The following is a 19,967-nucleotide window of genomic DNA, read 5'->3' as shown; positions in this document are numbered from 1 at the left end:
GTATGAGCCGGATGACCGCTCAGCGGCCTAAAGGGCACGGGACAAGCCGCGGCTACCGCGCCACGGCCTGCTCCCATGGCTATGACCGTTAAGCCGCTCTGCGTGCGAGGACACGCTCGGCAATTGCCTTGAATTCATCGTCGCTCAGAATGTCGCGTTTCTGAATACCGGCCTGCTTCACGTTATCCAGTATCTCGGCGATTTCAGCGTCGTCTGCGGCGCCCATTCCCAACTGATCGAGCTTGTAGACAATGGAGGCCTTGCCGCTCTTCTTGCCAAGCACCACTTCGCCGAAGCGGCCGGTCAATGCCGGATGGGTCCCAAACATGACAAGCGGATCGTGCATGACGTACTGGATGCCTATGCCGGACTCGCGGGTAAAATTGCCAGCGCCCAGGATCGGCTTGTTGCGGGCAATCGGAATATTGGCGCGTTCGGACAACAACCTGCCCAGTTCGGGCAAGCGGTCAAACCTGTAGCCCGAGTCATACCCGTATAGCAGATCGAGCCCCAGCATGAGCTCCTCAAGCGCGGCGTTGCCGGTCCGCTCGCCCAGCCCGTTGCCGCAGCTGTGCACGACCTCTGCACCGGCGGTCACGGCGGCCAGCTCGGTTGCCACGCCCATGCCGAAATCATTGTGGGTGTGGATCTCGATCGGAAGCCCGGTCATGCGCTTGACCCAGCGGACCATGTATTTGATCGCCTCCGGAGTGGCGCATCCCATGGTGTCGACGATGCCGATGGAGTCGGGCGGAGATTCTGCCATAATCCCCTTGCACAGGTTTTCCAGATCGTCTGGCCGAGCGCGGGTGGTATCATAGGGAAAGAACACGGCATAAAGGCCCTGTTCGCGCGCGTAGTTGATGACCGGCGCACTGCGCTTGAGCACATCCTGCCAGGTCCAGCCGAATTGAGTCACAAGTTTCGGATAGCCGATAGGGACTTCGATGATGACCCCCTGGGCGCCACACTCAAGCGCCATGTCGATATCTTGCTTCATCGCCCGGGCAAAGGTGAAAATTTTCGACTTCAGCCCCAGCCTGGAAATCTGCTTGATGGCTTCCGCGTCTTGCGGCGAAACCGCCGGCATTCCCGCTTCTATCCGGTGAACACCGACATCGTTGAGCATCTGTGCAATGGCAACCTTGTCATCGACCGAGAAGACAACGCCGGGTGTCTGCTCGCCATCACGCAAGGTTGCATCGTGAATTTCAACCTTGGGCGGCAAATCAAGAGAATTGCGCACTTCCGGCACAAAATTGTAAGGGCTCACCCACCATTTTCCGTCTTCAAAATGCGTTTCGCGCATGAATTGGCCTCCTCTGCCTTGAAAAATCGATCTCCGGAACCGCGTTCATGCACGTCATGACAGCTGACCCATGTTATGTATATTTTAGCCAGTCACCCAAAAATATCAACATTTTATTCACGAGAATTTTTTGAGTGCATGATCGACAAAACAATTTCCGCGACCTTCAGACCTAATCAACACTCTATCCTTCTGTATTTATTCGGTTATTTTCATATGCAGCGGGACATTGGAGTTACACTCGGCGAAAACCAGCCCTTGCGGATTGGAAATAATATCGATATTTTAACGCATGATGTCCTCTTTGATCCGATCACGATTGCAATCCATTGCCGATAAGGGGCTCTCCATCATCGGCCTGTCGACCCAGCCTGGCCGCAAGCATTCTCCCAAGGAGATTGTCAGTCTGTGCCACCTTCTGCTTTCGGGCCGCGGCGAAGCCTCCGGGGCCGCTGTGTCCCGGGAAATACTCAACTGCTACCAGGCGCTGAGCGAGACGGAGAAGACCGACTTCTTCCACTTGCTGTTGTCGGAGTTTTCGGTCGAGCCGGAAAAGGCGCTTGAAGCTGCCAACGACTATGTCAGCGATCCAGGCCATGAAAGCCTGGACAGGCTGCTGACCATTTCACAGCCGCCTCGTCTCAACCTCATCATGCGTTTGAACCAGGCTCCCAACGCGACCAAATTTCTTGTCGAGATGCGGGCCGATCTGCTGGTCCGACTTCGCAAAGAGCCAGACCTGCGCTATGTTGACCGGGACTTTGTTCATCTGTTCACCGCCTGGTTCAGCCGTGGATTTCTCGATCTGAAAAGCATTGACTGGAACACGCCAGCGGCCATCCTCGAGAAAATCATCCACTATGAAGCAGTCCACGGCATGGCCGGATGGGAAGATCTTCGTAAGCGGATCAACCCGGAAGATCGCAGAATCTTTGCATTCTTTCACCCCCGGCTCGGAGACGAACCACTGATATTCGTCGAAGTGGCGTTGATGAATGACGTTCCTGCATCAATTCAAACTGTGCTGGGCGACGCGCATTCTCACAACCCCGCACTGGAAAGCAGCCGAGCCAGTACAGCGATTTTCTACTCCATTTCCAATTGTCAGCGGGGGCTCCGCGGCATTCCGCTGGGCAACTTCCTGATCAAACAGGTCGTCGAGGAACTGCGCGCCGAATATCCGGGCTTGAAGAGCTTTGTCACCCTTTCGCCGGCCCCCTCATTCAGGCAATGGGTTACAGATGCGCTTGAGGGAAAATCCCAAGTTCGGTTGCCCCGCACGACGATCAAGGCGCTGAAGCTGACGCAGACGGAAGGCTGGCAAGACGATGCGAAGACCGCTGCGGTGGTTCAGGCGCAACTCATGCCATTGGCGGCATGGTTCTTTTGCAACAGCAGCGCCAACCGCCACCGGGTCGATCCGGTTGCCCGTTTCCACCTGGGGAATGGCGCACGGCTGGACCGTCTGAACTGGGCGGCAGACCTGTCGAAAAAGGGCATGGCCGGCTCGTTCGGCATTATGGTCAATTATCGCTACCAACTGGATGCAATCGAACGCAATCACGAGATGTTTGCCAACAATGGAGTGGTCGTAGCATCACCTGCCGTTATAAAGGCGGCAAAAACCTATGGCAGTATCCTTGCCAGGCAAAAACCGGTGGAAGCCTCGTTACGCGGCGAGTCTTCTTCCATCGAATCAGCGGGAATGCCATGATGCATCGCAAATCTGTACTCGGCACGGGGATTGAATTGGACGAGCTAGCCCAGAAAAACGACACGGCAATCCAGGATGACCCCGCGCTTGCGCAGTATGAGGATCCATCCGGTTCAAGCTCGATAACCAGTCAGGCCTATACCAGACTTCGCGCCGACATCATGTCAGGCGTGCTTACGCCCGGCAAGAAACTGAAAATCGAGGAGTTGCGCAGCCTTTATGATTTCGGCTCAAGCCCAATTCGCGAAGCGCTGAGCATGTTGACTTCGGATCTGTTCGTAGAGCGTATCGACCAGCGCGGTTTTCGCGTTGCCGATGTCAGCGAAAAGGAATTTGACGAGCTTCTGCGCACCCGCCGCTGGTTGGAAGAACGGGCATTGCGCGAATCGATCGCTCATGGAGACAGCAACTGGGAAGAACAAGTCGTCCTTTCCGCCTACCGGCTTTCACGCGTGCCGCGTTCGCAGACGGATGACCATTTTGTCGCCAATGAGGAGTGGGAAATCCGTCACAAGCATTTTCACATGGCGCTGATCGCCGCCTGCCCGTCTTCGATCATGCTCAAGTTTTGTGACCAGCTTTACGATCAGAACGTGCGTTACCGTCATTTGTCCGGATCCAAGGCATATCCCTCGCGTGACATCAACGCCGAACACAACGCCATTACGGACGCCGTGCTTGAGCGGAATGCCGATCTCGCTGTCGAGCTTCTGATGTCGCACTACGCAACAACCGGAAATTTCCTCAAGGCGAAATTGACGCCGAAGACAAAAGCTTAGGCGTCCGGGCGCACTGCCTGTCAGAACAATTCCACATAAATCAAGCGGATCGCCAGGATGGCGAGGAATGTCAGAATCAGCGCATCGAAGACTCTCGGGCTCATGCGCCTGCCAATCCAATCTCCGACCGGCAATGCGGCAAACAACGGAACGAAGGCGAGAAGCCCAAGCGTCGCGATATCTGTGGTCAAGAGACCATAATAGATCTGTACCGGAATTTGCACAGCCGCCATCGATGCGAAGAATATCGAGACCGTGAAGATGAAGGCCGGACGGGCAAGTTTCATGGCGCTGAGAAACGTGACGACTGCCGGGGCGGAAATCCCGACTGCGCCTTGCAATATGCCGCCTAGCGTCGAGATCGCTGCAACAATTTTCTTGGCGCTGGCCATGGACAGATGAACGCTGGGTTTGGCAATGCGCAGCAGAATATAGGCGATGACAATGGCGGCCATGCAAAGGCTCAGAAAGCTGGATGGCAGTTCCGCCAGCACAACGGTGCCGATGCCCGCACCAATTGCTCCAAAGGCCGCCAACTGCCAGCAAAACCCCTTGTCGGTCGGATTGCCACGAAACCTGTAAATCTGCCAGCAATTGGAAATCAGGTTCGGAACCACCATCACCGCAACCGCAATCTTGACATCGTAGACAGCCGCAATGACCGGGATGGCAATGATGGGAATTCCGGCCCCGGTTGCGCCTTTCAAAATACCGCCGAGGATCATGGCGACCGCAATGGCTGCCAGGCCCCAGCCATCGGTGAATGAGATTTGGGGAGGCATGAAAGTTATTTCACCGCATCGTTAAGCACGAACATGATGATGCAGGGTTCGGTGCCGCGATTGGCCCAGGCATGGTTTGTGCCCTGCTGGATAATCACATCACCCTGCCTTACGAGTAAATCTTCCTCATCCATCAGCATCCAGATCTCGCCTTGCACCACGATCGAATAATCCAGAGAATCCGTGCGGTGCATGTAGGGATGACGGGCATTTTCGACCACGTTTGCGCCGGCTCCCATCTCTGCGAACGCTTTCCTGCCGTCAATGTTGGCGATGACATCCGGGTCTTCGGGATGAAATTGAACCACCCGGAACACCGCACCGTTCTTTGGCGGATGCAGAACCAGCGGACCCTCGACGGGATCGGCGTGAGTTTCCATCGGCGCGGGCGATTGGCTATGTTGCCAGAAATTGGTCAGCGTCACGCCGGGCCGGGTCGGGCGCTGCAAGACACATGCGGCCGTATCATCGCGGATAACTTTCGCGACACCGCTTGCATCGTGGCCGGTGACCACGCGCCTGAATTTCCTCGCTTCAAATGCCAACGTCATTTCTCCTGTACAGCATCGATTTTCGCTCCCGCATGCTTGAGTGCGATCGAACCGGCGACCCAGACGATGGCAATTCCTGCCGCACCCAAAAGATTGGACTCAACTCCCTGATCCATCAGCGCAATACCGGAGCAGAAGATGACAGCCCGCTGCCATAAGGCAAGTGATACTCTGAAATAACCAACCACGCCTGCCGCCACGCAAAACACGCCAGCGAGCCCGCTGATGACGGCCATGCCGATTTGAAGTGGGGTTCCCTGCAGCATCAACGCCGGGCCGTAAAAGAACATGTAAGGCAGGACAAAGGCCCTGCGGCACTTCGGTCGTGCGCTCGACCACAAACCCTGCCGGATCGACCAAACCGGCAAACACGTTGTCGCCGAGCCCGCGCCTGCCCTGCCCCCCGCCGCCGGAACCGCGCGCATCCAACATCCGGCCCGAGGCCTTCATCACGCCCTTCCAGGCGGGGTGGTTGAAGGCGATAACCAAGCGTGCCGACCGAGCCTCCCCCGGCGCCGCTCTGTGCCGTCGACAGAAACCACAGCCAGTCACGCGGGTGTCATAGCGACGGGCAGGAAGGTGTGGCACCCGATCCTGGGGTCATGCCGTGCAGGGCTCGCATCAAGGCCGCTAACGACCTGATCTTTCGGGTATCTTAGGAAAATGAAGTGGTGCCCGGAGGCGGATTTGAACCACCGACACGCGGATTTTCAATCCGCTGCTCTACCAACTGAGCTATCCGGGCATCCGATCCGAGTGCCAGAAGGCGGGATCAGCGGCTTGCCGGCAAGGGAGTTTTCCAACACCGAAAGCGAGCGCGTTATACCATCTTGGAAGGCACTGTCCAGCACCCTTTTGCTGTTTCTTGCAATCGGTGAAGAAATCGCGGCCCGGCCTAGCCGCGGTCGTCGTAATCCTCGTCCTGATTGTCCTCGCCTTCGGTGACCGGAATGGCATAGCCGCCCACCAGCCAGCGATTGAGATCCACCGCGCGGCACCGCTCGGAGCAGAACGGATAGTTGTCACGGGTCGACGGACGACCGCATTCAGGACAGGGCTGCGCCTTGCGCAATGGTGTCACCTTCGAGTCCGGCATCGCTTCAACCTTCAAGCCATTTGAAATGGACATCATAGCCCTCACCCGTCAGCAGACCAACGGTCTCATAGAGCGGCAATCCGACCACATTGGTGTAGGAGCCAACCAGCTTGACCACGAAACTCCCCGCCAGGCCCTGGATGGCGTAACCGCCGGCCTTGCCGCGCCACTGGCCCGAGGCCAGATAGCTTTCGATCTCGACCCTGGAGAGCCGCTTGAAGCGCACCCGGGTCTCGACAATTTTCTGGCGGATGGTGTGATCAGGCGTCACCAGGCAGATGCCGGTGAAAACACGGTGATTGCGGCCCGAGAGCAGGTAGAGCGCGTTCGACGCCTCATCGATCAGTTCCGCCTTGGGCAGAATGCGCCGACCGACGGCAACGACAGTGTCGGCTGCCAGGATATGCGCACCTTTCCAGGCCGGGTCCAGCCGGGTTTGGCTCAACGCCGCCGCGGCCTTCTCGCGCGACAGCCGCCGGGCCAGAGAACGCGGGTGTTCGGAACGCTGCGGGTTTTCATCGAGATCCATCGGCATCAGCCGGTCGGGGACGATGCCGGCCTGGCCAAGCAATTCAACCCGGCGCGGGGATCCGGACGCGAGGATCAGTTTTTGCGGTCGTGCCATGGTCAGGCCTTACACCTAACGCCTATTTGAAGCGATAGGTGATGCGGCCTTTCGTCAGATCGTAAGGCGTCATCTCGACCAGCACCTTGTCGCCAGCCAGCACGCGGATGCGGTTCTTGCGCATGCGACCAGCGGTGTGGGCGATGATTTCGTGCTCGTTTTCGAGCTTGACCCGGAAGGTTGCGTTCGGCAGCAGTTCGGTGACCACGCCCGGGAATTCTAGAATTTCTTCTTTCGCCATTCAGTGTCTGTCTTTCTATTGCAAAAGGCGGCGCATAATGCGCGGGCCTTATTTTTGGCCGGAACCTACACAAAGACGAGCGCTTTGTGAACCAAATTGATTCACATGCCCGCAGGAGTCCGCGACCAGCCCTTGCCGGAGCTGATGCGCAATTTCAGCATATCGCGCACATCGCGATACGCATCAAGGATGTGCTCACGCGTTCCCGTCGCCACTGTCGGATCCGGGGTCGGCCAGTAGATCACGTCAACGGCATTGCTGCGCGTCAGTTCCAAAGCCTGGTGGTGAGCCTCGGGCGCCAGAGTGACGATGACGTCAAAATAGTCGTCTTCGAGTTCGTCCAGGGTTTGCGGTTGCCGCCCCCCCAGGTCCAGCCCGATTTCACCCAGCACCACATCGACGAAGGGATCACGCTCGCCGCGCCGCACACCGGCGGACGCGATATAGGTGCCTGCCGGCAGCATGGTGCGGGCGATGCTTTCGGCCATCGGCGACCTGATGGAGTTCATGCCACAGACAAACAGCACCGCACCGGGCGTTTTGGCGGGATCCGTGCTGCTCTCTGCCATGGCAGTCTCTATCCGCGCCAGTGCAGCACACAGACGAGTGTAAACAAACGCCGGGCGGTGTCAAAATCCATGCTGATCTTGCCGTCCAGCCGATCCATAAGCGTCTGTGAGCCCTCATTGTGAATGCCGCGCCGGCCCATGTCGATCGCTTCGATCTGGCTGGGGGTCGATGAGCGAATGGCCTCGTAATAGCTTTCGCAAATCATGAAGTAGTCTTTGACGATCCGGCGAAACGGCGTCAGCGACAGGATATGGATAGCGACAGGCTCATCGGTCTGGCTGACGATGGAAAACACCAGTCTGGAATCGACCAGCGACAGGTTGAGCTTGTAGGGACCGGCATCGTGGCCGGCCGGGGCGAAGCTGTTTTCCTCGATCAGATCGAAAATCGCGACGGCGCGTTCGTGCTCCACATCGGGGGTAGCACGGCCGATGGTTTCGTCCAGAACCACATCCGAGAGCCGTTGGGTGTCCGCCGCTGTCATTCCCCTATGTGGCTCCCTTACCGGCGGTTCATTCTGATCGACACCGAACGGGCGTGGCCGTCCAATCCCTCAGCCTCTGCCAATGTTATGGCAGCAGGCCCGAGCGACTGCAACTGTTCCGGTCCAAGCCTGAGCAAAGAGGTGCGCTTGACATAATCAAGCACCGACAGGCCAGAGGAGAACCGTGCGGAGCGGGCTGTCGGCAACACATGGTTGGATCCTCCGACATAATCGCCAATCACTTCGGGCGTATGCCGCCCGATAAAGATCGCGCCGGCGTTGCGGATCCGGGCCGCCAGCGCCTCGGCGTCATCGGTGGCAATCTCCAGGTGCTCGGCTGCAATCCGGTCGGCCAGCGGGATCGCCGTCTCCCAGTCAGGCACGCGAATCACCGCGCCGAAATCGGTCCAGCTCCTGTGCGCCGTCTCGCTGCGGCCAAGGGTGGCTAGCTGGCGCTCGACCGCCTCGATCACCGCCTCGCCAAAGGCCTCGTCGCAGGTCATCAGAATCGATTGCGCGCCCGCATCATGCTCGGCCTGGGCCAGCAGATCAGCGGCAATCCAGTCGGGATTGTTATCGGCGTCGGCCATCACCAGCACTTCCGACGGACCGGCGATCATGTCGATGCCGACGGTGCCGAAGACCTGGCGCTTGGCGGCTGCAACCCAGGCATTGCCGGGACCCATGATCTTGGCCACAGGCCTGATCGATTCCGTGCCATAGGCCAGGGCTGCAATCGCCTGAGCGCCGCCGATGCGGTAGATTTCGGTAACGCCGGCAATCCGGGCCGCGGCCAGCACCACCGGATTGAGCACACCGTCGCGCGCCGGCACCACCATGACGATGCGCTCGACGCCGGCCACCTTGGCCGGCACCGCGTTCATCAACACCGAACTTGGATAACTGGCCGTGCCGCCCGGCACATAGAGTCCGACCGCTTCGATGGCGGTCCAGCGCGACCCGAGTTCCACCCCCAGCGCGTCAACATAGTGATCATCGCTGGGCATCTGCCGGCTATGGTGGCTGAAGATGCGGTCATGGGCAAATTCGAGGGCTGCAACAATCTCGGGATCTGCTGCCTGATAGGCCGCTTCGATTTCCTCAGGATCGACCGCGAGACCCAGCTTACGGGTGTCGATCTGGTCAAAGCGCAGGGAGAAGTCGTGCAGGGCCGCATCACCGCGGGCGCGGATTTCCTTGATGATGGCGCGCACATCGGCCTCGACATCCTCGGAGACCTCACGCTTGGTGGTCAGGAAAGCCGCGAACCGGCTTTCAAAATCCGGTTGCCCATAGTCAAGCCTCAATACCAATGCCCTGCCCCCATACACATGCCGTGTTCTCGTGATCAGTCGCCCAGAGGATGACGCGGCTTGAATTTCGTTTCCCATCCACCGCCGATATCGGCCAATTGCACTTCAATGCAGTCGACTTCAAGCCGAATCACGGCGCCACCGGACAAGACCAGTTCGATCACACCCGCAGGCGCTTCCTCGCCGGGCAGAAACCGCACTGCAAGCAGCGAATGCACCGCATCAGTTGCCTTGAGATTTATGCCACGGGATTTTACACCCGAGACCTGCTTGAGCGCCAGCAGGGCGCGACGGCGCTCGAAGGTCTTGTCGTTCTTGCCGTCTTCCCAGACAAACCGGTTGGTCTCAAGCGTGAAAATGCTGTCTTTTCCCTCAAACGCCGTGTCGCCGGTCTTGAAGACGGCGTCCTGCAGGCAGGCGGAAACGACAGCCAGGTCGGTTTCGTCAAGTGCGATCAATTTCAGGCTGCCCATGGGATCCTCGGAATTTCTGTGTTTACCGCACAGCGCGTGCTGCTGCAGTGCAAGGTAGGTGCACCAGGGACAAGTTGCAATAATTCGTAGCTGGCGATGGGTCGATCGGCGGCACCGGATCAGCCGCTGATGCGCTCAACGACGGCGCCGCAATTGGTCAGCTTTTCTTCCAGCCGCTCGAAGCCGCGATCAAGGTGATAGACCCGGTTGACGACGGTCTCGCCCTCGGCCGCCAGTCCGGCAATGACCAGCGACACCGATGCCCGCAGATCGGTCGCCATCACCGGCGCTCCGCGCAGAACCGGTACACCGGTCACCGTCGCGGTCTGACCGGACAAGGATACCTGCGCGCCAAGACGGGCCAGCTCCTGGACATGCATGAAGCGGTTCTCGAAAATCGTCTCGGTGATGTGCGAGATGCCATTGGCCCGGCTCATCAGCGCCATGAACTGCGCCTGCAGGTCGGTGGGGAAGCCGGGGAACGGGTCAGTGGTGACGTCGACCGGCAATATGTCGCCGCCATTGCGGCGAACACGAATGCCGCCGGCTTCCGCTGTGATCTCGGTGCCGCTGCGGCGAAGCGCCAGCAAGGCGTTCTCGAGAAGTTTTTCGGAGGTGTTCTGCAAGAGCACGTCGCCGCCGGTCATCGCGACCGCCATGGCATAGGTGCCGGTCTCGATGCGGTCGGGCAACACACGATGGCGCGCGCCGGAGAGCGCGGCTACGCCATCGATGGTGATGATGGAGGTGCCGGCGCCGGAAATCTTTGCGCCCATGGCAATCAGGCAATTGGCAAGATCGACCACTTCGGGTTCGCGTGCGGCATTCTCGATCACCGTCTGGCCCCTGGCAAGCGTGGCCGCCATCAGCATGACATGGGTGGCGCCGACGGAGACTTTCGGGAACACATAGCGTCCGCCGATCAGGCCCTTGGGGGCGCGGGCATCAACGTAGCCGTTGTCGATATCGATCTCGGCGCCAAGATGGCGAAGACCGTCAATGAACAAATCCACTGGCCTGGTTCCGATCGCGCAGCCGCCGGGCAACGAGACCCTGGCCTCTCCCATCCGGGCCAGGAGCGGGCCGATGACCCAGAAACTGGCGCGCATCTTGGAAACCAGCTCATAGGGAGCGGTGGTATCGACAATGGTGCGGGCGGTGAAGTGCACCGTGCGGGCATAGGCGCCGTCCTGACGTTCACGACGGCCGACCACGGCGATATCGACGCCATGATTGCCGAGAATTCGCTGCAACTGCTCGACATCAGCCAGATGCGGCAGATTTTCCAGCGTCAACGTGTCATCGGTGAGCAGCGAGGCGATCATCAACGGCAGCGCCGCATTCTTTGCGCCGGAAATGGGAATGACGCCATTGAGCGGATTGCCGCCCACGATCCTGATGCGATCCATACTGTCCTCTTGATTTTCAAACTGCGCCGAGTCTGGCAGCCGAGTCCTGAAACATCTCTGCGGCGCTGTTTAGACCATCAGCTGGAATGCGGCAATACAAGGCCGGGCTTCGGGGTCAATCGGTATCGCCGGAATCGTCGGCTGCGCCTGGACCACCGGCGGAGGGCAAGCCTTCCGCCTCGTCCGCGCGGCCTTCGCGGCGGGCACGAACCTGCGCCTTGCGGCGCTGCAAATTGGTCCGCAATTGTTCGGCAAGCCGCTTGCTGCGCCGTTCGGCCTGGATCTCGGCCTCGCTTTTGCGATCAGCCGCTGGCGAGTCGGGGGGCGTTTTCTCGGTCATGATGCCGGATCGATAGCGCAATTTGCGGCGCAGGTGAAGATCTGGCAGGCCTGAGCAGCGTTGTGCGCCGGCGTTTCGCCGTAACCGAGCGCAAACCGGGGCTGGCTCGGCGGCAGACGGAAGGGCATTGAACCGTATCTGCGGCCTGGAGCGTCAGAGTGAGGCGGCGGAGCGCACAATTTCGCAGGTGCAGACAGAGCTTTCCCGGGCTTTTTGAAACTAGCTGCGCCAATAGCCCGTTTGGGCTTGCGCTGATGCCAAAGCTGTGGCAATAGCGGGCCGCTTCAGTCGTTTACAGCCTTCCGGTCGTGCCGGGAGCGTAACACGGACACGGGGGACGGAAACATGACCGTCCGTCGGGACTTGAGGCGCGGGGCTGCCGTAGCTCAGGGGTAGAGCACTCCCTTGGTAAGGGAGAGGCCGAGAGTTCGAATCTCTCCGGCAGCACCATTAAGACTAGTAAAATCAATCAATTACAGAAATGTAGGTTTACGTGTGGCCGCGCTACTGTGCGGAACATAACGCGAAACTGTACCCGAAATCGCCCGGAAACGTGCAAAACCTGTACAGTGTGTTTTCAGCGTGCATGGTCGGCCCGTCATGGCGACCCGTCGTGCCTTGTGCAGAATTGTTTCGCCAAGCATCGACATGCGGACAGACCTGCCCTTCGCCGCAAGGCGCTGGTCGGTGCGCCCAGCTTTCGCATTGTGGCCATTTCGGCTTTTTTCTGGATTGCGGCCGGAACGCGAGCGATCATCGCGCAAAACCGGCCTTCTTCAGCCGCCGCCTTTTTGACACCAGTGCATTGAACGCATTGAACGCATTGAACGCATTGAAAAACACATGCCCTGCCGCGCCAATATCTAACCGAGCGAATATCCGACACCGCGTACGGTCCGGATCGGATTGGTGCCGCCAAACCGGGTCAGTGCCTTGCGCAGCCGCCCGACATGAACATCGACGGTGCGCGAATCGAGGTAAACGTCACGCCCCCACACGAGGTCGAGAAGCTGGTCGCGGCTGAAGACACGGCCCGGTCGTTCCATCAGTCTGGCCAGCAGTCGAAACTCGGTCGGCCCCAGTTTCAAATCGTGTTTTCCACGGCTGACGCGATGGCTCTCGGTGTCGACGGTAATATCCTCGAATGACAGGGCTCCAACGGCCCCCGAACGATTGCGCCGCAATTGCGTGCGCACACGTGCCATCAGCTCATTGACCGAGTAAGGCTTGACCACATAGTCATCCGCACCGGTTTCCAGGCCGCGCACGGTATCAACTTCCTCCGAGCGCGCTGAGAGCATGATAACCGGAATGTGCCTTGTGTCTTCATGGGTTTTCAGCTGGCGGCAGACTTCAATGCCGCTCATTAGCGGCATCATCCAATCCAGAATCACCAAATCGGGCGGGGCTTCGGCAACCATCAGCATCGCCTCCTCCCCATTTCCCGCACAGCGCACCGCGAAGCCTTCTGCTTCCAGGTTGTAGATCAAGACCTCACGCTGGGCCGGTTCGTCTTCGACGAGCAACACTTGCGCTTGCATTGATGTCATCACTTAGGCCCCTCAGCTTATGGATGTGGTGTCTGCCTTGGGGCGCGCCTCGTCCGGTCGCTTTCCGGTCGCCAGATAGATGACCTGTTCGGCAATCGAGGTCACGTGGTCCCCCATGCGTTCCGTGTTCTTGGAGATAAAGTGCAGATGCAGACAGGCCGTGATGTTGCGCGGATCTTCCATCATAAAGGTCAGCAATTCGCGAAACAGCGCATTGTACATCTGATCCACATCAACATCGCGCGCTATCACATCGGCCGCCAATGCCGCGTCGCGGTGAATATAGGCATCCAGCGCGTCCTTGAGCATCACCTCGACGGCACGTGTCATGCGACGAAGCGTTCCGGTGCTCTCGCTGACTGGCGCAACCTGTGACAAAACCTCGGTCCGCTTCGCCATGTTCTTGGCATAGTCGCCGATCCGCTCAAGGTTGGCGCTGATCTTGATCACGCTCAGGATCAGACGCAGATCGATGGCCGTTGGTGCGCGCAATGCGATGATACGGGCGGCATTCTCATTAATTGTCTCTTCGAGCGCATCGATTGCGGCATCGGCCGCGCGCACCTGTTGCGCCAGGTGTTCATCGCGGGTCTCGAGCGACTTCATACCGAGATGAATGGCATTTTCGACCAGGCCGCCCATTTTCATGATCTGCGCCTGAACCTCCTCAAGATCGGCATCAAAAGCCGATGATGTGTGCTTGTCTTTCATAGATCATCCAATCCTGCCTGTTATATAGCTTTCCGTTCCGGGATCGAGCGGGGCGGTGAGCATCAGAACCGCTTGAGCCACGGACGCCCCGCCTGATTCACCCATTGGCGCCGGAAAATCGTAGTTTTCACCAAAGGCTCCGGCAATGATGGCCGCACAGGGGCGTGTGGGTGCCATCTGGTTTAAGAATGACATGACGGCTCCTGTCGAATCCTGATCAAAGCCCGCTCCCCCTGGTGATCGTGACGCGCTTATCGGCGCCGCTCGTCTCGGTTTTGTGACAGGTGTGTTACAGTTATATGACAGTTGAGCAGTTGGCTGCATCTGGGCAGAATGTCGTGTGCTATTTGCCGGCCGGCAAAACGACTGTGAACTGTGAGCCCTGTCCCGGTTGGCTTGTAATCTTTAGCCGGCCCCGGTGACGATTGAGGATATGTTTTACAATCGCCAAGCCCAAGCCAGTGCCGCCCAGTTCACGGCTGCGGTGGCTGTCGGCGCGATAGAACCGTTCGGTCAGGCGGGGCAGGTGAATGGGGTCAATGCCCGGCCCCTGGTCGCATATCGCGATTTCGATCGCTGGACCACGCAAAACCGGATCATGCAGGCAATACAACACCCTGATCTCGACCGGGCGATCCGCACCGCCATATTTGATGGCATTCTCCACCAGGTTGGTGAAGACCTGCAACAACTGATCGGCATCCCCCATGATGCGCAGCGGCAGCGGCTCCGGATCATAGCGAAAAACGACGCCATTCTCCCGCGCCAACGGCTCAAGATTGCGCTGCGCTGTTCGCAGGACATCCCGCAAGTCAAGGTGTGTCGTCGGGCGCACGTGTTGATCTGCCTCGACCCGGCTCAAGGTCAACAACTCCCCCACCAGACGGTTCATGCGCTCGGCTTCACCCGCCATAATGCCGAGAAACCGGTCTCGCGCCCTGGTGTCGTCTCGGGCAGAGTTGCGCAAGGTTTCAATGAACCCCATGACAGACGTGAGCGGAGTGCGCAATTCATGGCTGACATTGGCGACAAAGTCGCGGCGCATCTGCTCAGCCTGGGCGATCTCTGTGGCATTCTGAAAGCTGAGCAACAGCAAACCGGAATTGGCAATCGTCTGCAGATGCACATCATAGAAGGCGTCGCTGCCGTTTTCCACAATCTGGTACGATACACGCCTCGGCTCCTGATCGAGCAAACAGTGCTCGACCGCATCAACCAGCTTGGGGTGGCGCAGAGTGGTGGTGAAATGCCGTCCCGCAAGGTTTGTGCCCAGCAGCATTTCGGCCGCACTGTTGACGAGTTCGACCTTTTCCGTGCGCCCGATGAGCAGCGTTGGCAAGGGAAGTGCTGCAATCAGATCTCGAACCGCAAGGGGCTCGTCTAGGTCATGGTCGGGCATGGGTGTCTGCTCTGGTTGGTTTGCGTGTCAGCAAATAGCCAATAGGTGGCCAAAGCAACAGCCCCCGCCAACCCAGGCCTCGATATTGCTTACCCGCAGCGGATACGGGAGACCGCGCAGATGAAGCTGCTTGCCCGTAGCGGAATGCCATCACGGACGGGCTCCTGTCCGCACCTGCACCGGAAACTGAGACAGGCAAACGGGTTGCTGCCGGCTTGCCGTCACGCTTCAGCGAGCTTGTCGAGGACGGTTTCCAGTTTGGCCACCGTAGCATCGACATCAGCAAGCTTGTCGAGGCCGAAGAGGCCAATTCGGAAGGTGCGGAAGTCCGCGGGTTCGTCACACATCAGCGGCACGCCGGCGGCAATCTGCATGCCTTCGGCCATGAATTTCCTGCCGTTCTGAAAATCAGGGTCCCTGGTGTAACTGACCACAACGCCCGGTGCCTCAAAGCCTGGCGCCGCGACAGATTTGAAGCCGCTCGCGGCCAGCACCGCGCGGACCTTGCGGCCAAGCTCCCACTGCCGTTCGCGGGCTAGGTCAAAGCCAAAATCACGGGTTTCAAACATCCGGTCGCGAAGCACCAGAAGGGCGTCAGTCGGCATCGTCGAATGATAGGCATGACCGCCACCGACATAGGCCTGCATGATGTCGTGCCATTTGCGCAAATCCACCGCAAAGCTCGAACTCCGTGTCTCATCCAGCCGTGCAAGCGCACGGGCGCCGAGCATGACCAGCCCTGCAGATGGCGAGGCGCTCCAGCCCTTTTGCGGGGCGGAGATCAGCACATCGACACCGGTTGCTTTCATGTCGACCCAGATGCTTCCCGAGGCAATGCTGTCGAGCACGAACAGGGCCCCGACATCGTGGGCGGCCTCGGCGATGGCCTTGAGATATTCATCCGGCAGAATGACGCCGGAAGAGGTTTCCACATGCGGTGCGAACACAACATTTGGACGCTCTTCGCGGATCTTGGCGGCAATCACGTCAACCGGCAGCGGCGCGAAAGCCGAGGTGCTTTCATTGCCGGTCTGGGTCGCCTTGATCACGGTTGTTGCCGACGGAATGTCACCCATTTCGAAGATCTGGGTCCAGCGATAGGAAAACCAGCCATTGCGGATGACCATCACATTCTGGCCGGTGGCAAACTGGCGCGCCACCGCTTCCATGCCGAACGTTCCGCCACCGGGCACAACAATGGCGGCATCGGCCTGATAGACCTCGCGCAATATGGTGTTGAGGTCATTCATGACGGTCTGAAATGTCTTTGACATGTGATTGAGAGAGCGGTCAGTGAAGACCACCGAGAACTCCATGAGACCGTCGGGATCCACTGGTGATGCCATGATATTCATTCCCTCAACTCCTCTTCCAATAGGCCAGTCCATATGCAGGCTTAACCAACGCTATAGGCTTGTTTTTTGCAACATTGAAGGTGCCTCGACTGAATAAGCCCTGCCAAGCCAATTTGACGCGCTGCGGACGGGGTTGGTTCGACTGACAATGCCGACAATCAAATTTCATGCAGTCGCAACATGGTGGCGCAACACGGTGCCGCAACAGCGTGGCGCCTGACGCCGGCGCAGTGCAGGACGCTTTGTCCCGATCACCACAGCGCAGCGTCCGGTCACAACCGAAGCCCCCGTCCGGTGGCAGCCTACGGGAATATGGCGTGGTTGCTTCGCTGCAACGCGGCCTCCCAGGCCAGGGCGGTCCCCACGATTTCATCAATATCCTGGTGACTGGGCTTCCAGCCGAGAATGCTCCGGGCGCGGGTTGAATCAGCGATCGACGTGACGATATCGCCCTGCCGGCGGGGGCCAAGGCGGATGGCGAAATCACGCCCGGAAATGCGCCTGACCGAATCGAGCACCTCGCGAACCGTATAACCACAGCCGTAGCCGCAATTGGCAATCAGACTGTCGCCGCCCGCCCTCAGATAGGACAGCGCATCGCGATGGGCCGCAACCAGATCGGTGACGTGGATGAAATCACGAATGCAGGTGCCGTCACGGGTGGGATAATCGGTGCCGAAGACCTCAATACCATCGCGTTTGCCCATGGCGGCTTCCGTCGCCACCTTGATCAAGTTGACCGCACCACGAGTGGATTGGCCGGTGCGGCCCTGGGGATCGGCGCCAGAGACATTGAAGTAACGCAGCGCGACATAGCGGAAATCATGTGCTGCGGCTGTATCGGCGAGCATCGTCTCGGTCATCAGCTTGGATGAGCCATAGGGCGACTGCGGCACCGTCGGGGTGGTTTCGGAGACGGGGTCGTCACCCTCCGGACTGCCATAGACAGCGGCAGTCGAGGAAAAGACGAACTGACCCACCCCGGTTTCGATCGCGGTGCGGAGCAGGGCCAGGGAATTCGCAGTGTTGTTTTGGTAGTAGCCGAGTGGATCAGCAATTGATTCGGGCACGGAGATCGAGCCGGCAAAGTGGATGATCGCCGTAACATCGTGTGTCCGGATGATGGTGGCGATGGCGCCTGTATCGGAAACATCAGCCTGGATGAACTTCGCCTCAGGCGCCACAGCCCAGTCAAACCCCGTCGACAGCCGGTCGACGACAACGACATTCTCACCCGCGTCGATGAGCGCCCAGACCATGTGGCTACCAATATATCCGGCTCCGCCGGTCACCAGAACCGTCATGCCAACCCTCGATGTTGCCTGCTGCCCACCACAGGATGACCCTCAAGTTTCAAGAAACCATAAATGGCGCCTGTCTCCATAGTGGAGCGTAGCACGGACCGGGTTTACAGAGAGGAAATATAAGCTGCCAACCGGCCAGCCGCCTCCTCGACATGATCATGGCGGCGCAGGAAACAGGCGCGCAGGAATGTGGCGCCACCTGCATCAAATGCCGTCCCCGGCGCCAGTCCGACGTTGGCCCGGTCGACAATGTCGATTGCCGCGGCCCTGGTATCGGAGATACCATCGATCCGGAAAAATGCATAGAATGCGCCATCGGGTTTGCGCGTCACCACACGGTTGGTGCCCGTCAGCGCATCGCAGAACAGATCCCGGGCCGCAGCCGCTTTGGCGATCTGGGAGTGAACGAAATCCTCGCCATGCTCAAGTGCCGCGAGCGCACCCTTTTGCATGAATTGCGCCACACCGGAGGTCTGGTACTGGACGCTGTTTTCAAGCACCTGAATAAGCGATGGCGGCGCGACGATCCAACCGATGCGCCATCCGGTCATCGACCAGTTCTTGGAGAACGTGTTGACGAAAATGATCCGGTCCGCATCATCCATGATGTCAAGAAACGACGGCGCCCGTCCGCCAGCATAGAAGAACCGGGTGTAGATTTCGTCGGCGATGATCCAGAGACCATGCTTGCGCGCCAGATCAAGGACGGCGACCAAATCTTCCCGCGTCGCGGTCCAGCCGGTCGGATTGGAGGGCGAATTGAAGAAGATGGCCCGGGTTTTCGGTGTTATCGCCGCTGCCAGGCGGTCCGGATCGAGACTCCAGCCGCCGTCGACATGATCCAGCGGAACCGCCACAGATCCACCGCCGGACATGCCCAGCGCGGCCGAGAAATTGGGCCAGGCCGGCGTGAGCTGGAGCACCTCGTCGCCCGGATTGGTCACAGCCTCGATGGCAATCTTGATGGCCTGCATGCCCGATCCGGTGACACAGAAGGCATCAAGCGGCAGCTCGCGCCCGAACAGGCGGGCATGGTAATCGGCCAGCGCCTGGCGGAGCTCGGGAAGTCCGCGTTGCCAGGTGTAGAATGTTTCGCCCGCCAGAAGTGCGTCGGCGGCGGGGCGGCTGATGAAATCCGGGGTTTTTTCGTCGCTCTCACCCGCCCAGAGCGGAATCAGTCCCGGCTTGAGACGGCCGTGATTGACCACGGCCACGATGCCGCTTTCGGGGGATTGAAGGGCGCGGCGGCTAAGGCTGTCGAACTGACTCATAGCAAAACTCCGTTTGCCTCTCATAGCCGTTCATGCGCGGGTTCGCATCATCCGTGAGTTCATCGATCCATTGAAGTTTCTGATGGGCGCAAAACCGCAAGCGAAAAAGCCCCGACCGGTGGCCGAGGCTTCGCAAGACTTGTAGGCCCGCCGGTGCCCGTCACACTCGGCTTGCTTCAGGGGCCTACTTTTTCAACAGGTCCCGGATTTCGCTGAGCAAGGCGATGTCAGCCGGCGGCGCGGCAGGCTTTGCCGGCGCGACCTCTTCTCCCTTGCGCAATGAATTGACCGCCCTGACCATCAGAAAAATGATCCAGGCAAGGATCAGGAAGTTGATCAGAACAGTGATGAAATTACCGTAAGCAAGTACGGCGCCCTGCTCCCTGGCGGCTTCCAGCGTTGTCGCGGTCACGCCGCTGGCAAGCGGAATAAAGAAATTGGAAAAATCGATGCCGCCAAAAATCGCGCCGACGATCGGCATGATGACGTCATCGACCAGCGACGATACAATAAGTCCGAACGCGCCACCGATGATAACACCGACCGCAAGGTCCATAACGTTGCCCTTGGCGATGAACGCCTTGAACTCATTCAACATGGTAGTTCTCCATTTGACGCAAGTGTCCCTCTTGAAATCCCGACTGGCCTGTATGCCTCGCCACATCGGTTTTGAAAGCTAACACAGTTGTGA

22 protein-coding genes and 2 tRNA genes are annotated in these 19,967 nt (G+C 59.0%); 4 read left to right on the top strand and 20 right to left on the bottom strand.

The genetic code is table 11. The features are described from left to right. Positions 1–88: 88 nt before the first annotated feature. On the bottom strand, positions 89–1,309 hold the full coding sequence (locus PZ897_RS11605; RefSeq protein ID WP_275752444.1) for a hypothetical protein: 1,221 nt from the start codon (positions 1,307–1,309) through the stop codon (positions 89–91). Between the two features lie 292 nt (positions 1,310–1,601). Between PZ897_RS11605 and PZ897_RS11600 the strand changes: the two genes are divergently transcribed. After that, on the top strand, positions 1,602–3,023 hold the full coding sequence (locus tag PZ897_RS11600; RefSeq protein ID WP_343217456.1) for a malonyl-CoA decarboxylase: 1,422 nt from the start codon (positions 1,602–1,604) through the stop codon (positions 3,021–3,023). Then, positions 3,020–3,802 carry an FCD domain-containing protein gene (locus PZ897_RS11595; protein WP_275752443.1) on the top strand — a complete coding sequence of 261 codons (783 nt, stop codon included), beginning with the start codon at positions 3,020–3,022 and terminating at the stop codon, positions 3,800–3,802. The genes PZ897_RS11600 and PZ897_RS11595 overlap by 4 nt, the downstream gene beginning before the upstream one ends. A gap of 20 nt (positions 3,803–3,822) precedes the next feature. On the opposite strand, the gene PZ897_RS11590 is transcribed toward PZ897_RS11595, so the two are convergent. The 13 genes from PZ897_RS11590 to PZ897_RS11530 all read right to left on the bottom strand — a co-directional run bounded on the left by PZ897_RS11590 (position 3,823) and on the right by PZ897_RS11530 (position 11,686). Next, positions 3,823–4,584, bottom strand: a complete 762-nt coding sequence (locus tag PZ897_RS11590; RefSeq protein WP_275752442.1) for a sulfite exporter TauE/SafE family protein — start codon at positions 4,582–4,584, stop codon at positions 3,823–3,825. A gap of 5 nt (positions 4,585–4,589) precedes the next feature. Next, on the bottom strand, positions 4,590–5,129 hold the full coding sequence (locus PZ897_RS11585) for a cupin domain-containing protein (RefSeq protein ID WP_275752441.1): 540 nt from the start codon (positions 5,127–5,129) through the stop codon (positions 4,590–4,592). 2 nt (positions 5,130–5,131) lie between these two features. After that, positions 5,132–5,425 carry a hypothetical protein gene (locus PZ897_RS11580; protein ID WP_275752440.1) on the bottom strand — a complete coding sequence of 98 codons (294 nt, stop codon included), beginning with the start codon at positions 5,423–5,425 and terminating at the stop codon, positions 5,132–5,134. Positions 5,426–5,804: 379 nt separating this feature from the next. Further along, positions 5,805–5,880, bottom strand: a tRNA-Phe gene (locus PZ897_RS11575). A gap of 150 nt (positions 5,881–6,030) precedes the next feature. Next, on the bottom strand, positions 6,031–6,264 hold the full coding sequence (gene yacG / locus PZ897_RS11570; protein ID WP_275752493.1) for a DNA gyrase inhibitor YacG: 234 nt from the start codon (positions 6,262–6,264) through the stop codon (positions 6,031–6,033). Continuing rightward, the gene (locus PZ897_RS11565) at positions 6,236–6,856 is read right to left on the bottom strand and encodes a Maf-like protein (RefSeq protein ID WP_275752439.1); all 621 of its coding nucleotides are present in this window, start codon (positions 6,854–6,856) and stop codon (positions 6,236–6,238) included. Before PZ897_RS11565 ends, yacG begins: the two co-directional genes overlap by 29 nt. 22 nt (positions 6,857–6,878) lie before the next feature. Next, on the bottom strand, positions 6,879–7,097 hold the full coding sequence (gene infA / locus PZ897_RS11560; protein ID WP_047031294.1) for a translation initiation factor IF-1: 219 nt from the start codon (positions 7,095–7,097) through the stop codon (positions 6,879–6,881). Positions 7,098–7,198: 101 nt separating this feature from the next. After that, positions 7,199–7,666 (bottom strand): low molecular weight phosphatase family protein, encoded by a 468-nt coding sequence (locus PZ897_RS11555; RefSeq protein WP_275752438.1) that lies wholly within the window; start codon positions 7,664–7,666, stop codon positions 7,199–7,201. Positions 7,667–7,674: 8 nt separating this feature from the next. Next, positions 7,675–8,151: a UPF0262 family protein gene (locus PZ897_RS11550; RefSeq protein WP_275752437.1), complete on the bottom strand. Its 477-nt coding sequence runs from the start codon at positions 8,149–8,151 to the stop codon at positions 7,675–7,677. Positions 8,152–8,168: 17 nt separating this feature from the next. Further along, positions 8,169–9,464, bottom strand: a complete 1,296-nt coding sequence (gene hisD, locus PZ897_RS11545) for a histidinol dehydrogenase (protein ID WP_275752436.1) — start codon at positions 9,462–9,464, stop codon at positions 8,169–8,171. 35 nt (positions 9,465–9,499) lie between these two features. Continuing rightward, positions 9,500–9,937: a DUF2948 family protein gene (locus PZ897_RS11540; RefSeq protein ID WP_275752435.1), complete on the bottom strand. Its 438-nt coding sequence runs from the start codon at positions 9,935–9,937 to the stop codon at positions 9,500–9,502. A gap of 119 nt (positions 9,938–10,056) precedes the next feature. Next, positions 10,057–11,346: a UDP-N-acetylglucosamine 1-carboxyvinyltransferase gene (gene murA, locus PZ897_RS11535; protein ID WP_275752434.1), complete on the bottom strand. Its 1,290-nt coding sequence runs from the start codon at positions 11,344–11,346 to the stop codon at positions 10,057–10,059. 115 nt (positions 11,347–11,461) lie between these two features. Continuing rightward, on the bottom strand, positions 11,462–11,686 hold the full coding sequence (locus PZ897_RS11530) for a hypothetical protein (protein ID WP_275752433.1): 225 nt from the start codon (positions 11,684–11,686) through the stop codon (positions 11,462–11,464). A gap of 375 nt (positions 11,687–12,061) precedes the next feature. On the opposite strand from PZ897_RS11530, the gene PZ897_RS11525 reads away from it, so the two are divergent. After that, positions 12,062–12,136, top strand: a tRNA-Thr gene (locus PZ897_RS11525). A 413-nt stretch (positions 12,137–12,549) separates the two neighbouring features. Here PZ897_RS11525 and phoB read toward each other — a convergent pair. Further along, a complete protein-coding gene (phoB, locus tag PZ897_RS11520; protein WP_275752432.1) occupies positions 12,550–13,236 on the bottom strand; it encodes a phosphate regulon transcriptional regulator PhoB in 687 nt (228 codons plus the stop codon). 12 nt (positions 13,237–13,248) lie between these two features. After that, positions 13,249–13,947: a phosphate signaling complex protein PhoU gene (gene phoU, locus PZ897_RS11515; protein ID WP_275752431.1), complete on the bottom strand. Its 699-nt coding sequence runs from the start codon at positions 13,945–13,947 to the stop codon at positions 13,249–13,251. Positions 13,948–14,380: 433 nt separating this feature from the next. On the opposite strand from phoU, the gene PZ897_RS11510 reads away from it, so the two are divergent. Next, positions 14,381–15,331 carry a hypothetical protein gene (locus tag PZ897_RS11510; RefSeq protein WP_275752430.1) on the top strand — a complete coding sequence of 317 codons (951 nt, stop codon included), beginning with the start codon at positions 14,381–14,383 and terminating at the stop codon, positions 15,329–15,331. A 236-nt stretch (positions 15,332–15,567) separates the two neighbouring features. On the opposite strand, the gene PZ897_RS11505 is transcribed toward PZ897_RS11510, so the two are convergent. The 4 genes from PZ897_RS11505 to mscL all read right to left on the bottom strand — a co-directional run bounded on the left by PZ897_RS11505 (position 15,568) and on the right by mscL (position 19,874). Then, the gene (locus tag PZ897_RS11505; protein ID WP_275752429.1) at positions 15,568–16,692 is read right to left on the bottom strand and encodes an aminotransferase class V-fold PLP-dependent enzyme; all 1,125 of its coding nucleotides are present in this window, start codon (positions 16,690–16,692) and stop codon (positions 15,568–15,570) included. A gap of 311 nt (positions 16,693–17,003) precedes the next feature. Continuing rightward, positions 17,004–18,005: a UDP-glucose 4-epimerase GalE gene (galE, locus tag PZ897_RS11500; protein ID WP_275752428.1), complete on the bottom strand. Its 1,002-nt coding sequence runs from the start codon at positions 18,003–18,005 to the stop codon at positions 17,004–17,006. A gap of 104 nt (positions 18,006–18,109) precedes the next feature. Continuing rightward, positions 18,110–19,276 carry a pyridoxal phosphate-dependent aminotransferase gene (locus PZ897_RS11495; RefSeq protein ID WP_275752427.1) on the bottom strand — a complete coding sequence of 389 codons (1,167 nt, stop codon included), beginning with the start codon at positions 19,274–19,276 and terminating at the stop codon, positions 18,110–18,112. Positions 19,277–19,460: 184 nt separating this feature from the next. Further along, the gene (mscL, locus tag PZ897_RS11490) at positions 19,461–19,874 is read right to left on the bottom strand and encodes a large conductance mechanosensitive channel protein MscL (protein WP_275752426.1); all 414 of its coding nucleotides are present in this window, start codon (positions 19,872–19,874) and stop codon (positions 19,461–19,463) included. Positions 19,875–19,967 lie beyond the last annotated feature (93 nt).

It is taken from the genome of Hoeflea sp. YIM 152468, from assembly GCF_029210485.1.
Classification (GTDB): Bacteria; Pseudomonadota; Alphaproteobacteria; order Rhizobiales; family Rhizobiaceae; genus Hoeflea.
The sequence above is the reverse complement of the archived record's forward strand: the minus strand, read 5'-3'. Positions and strand labels throughout refer to the sequence as shown.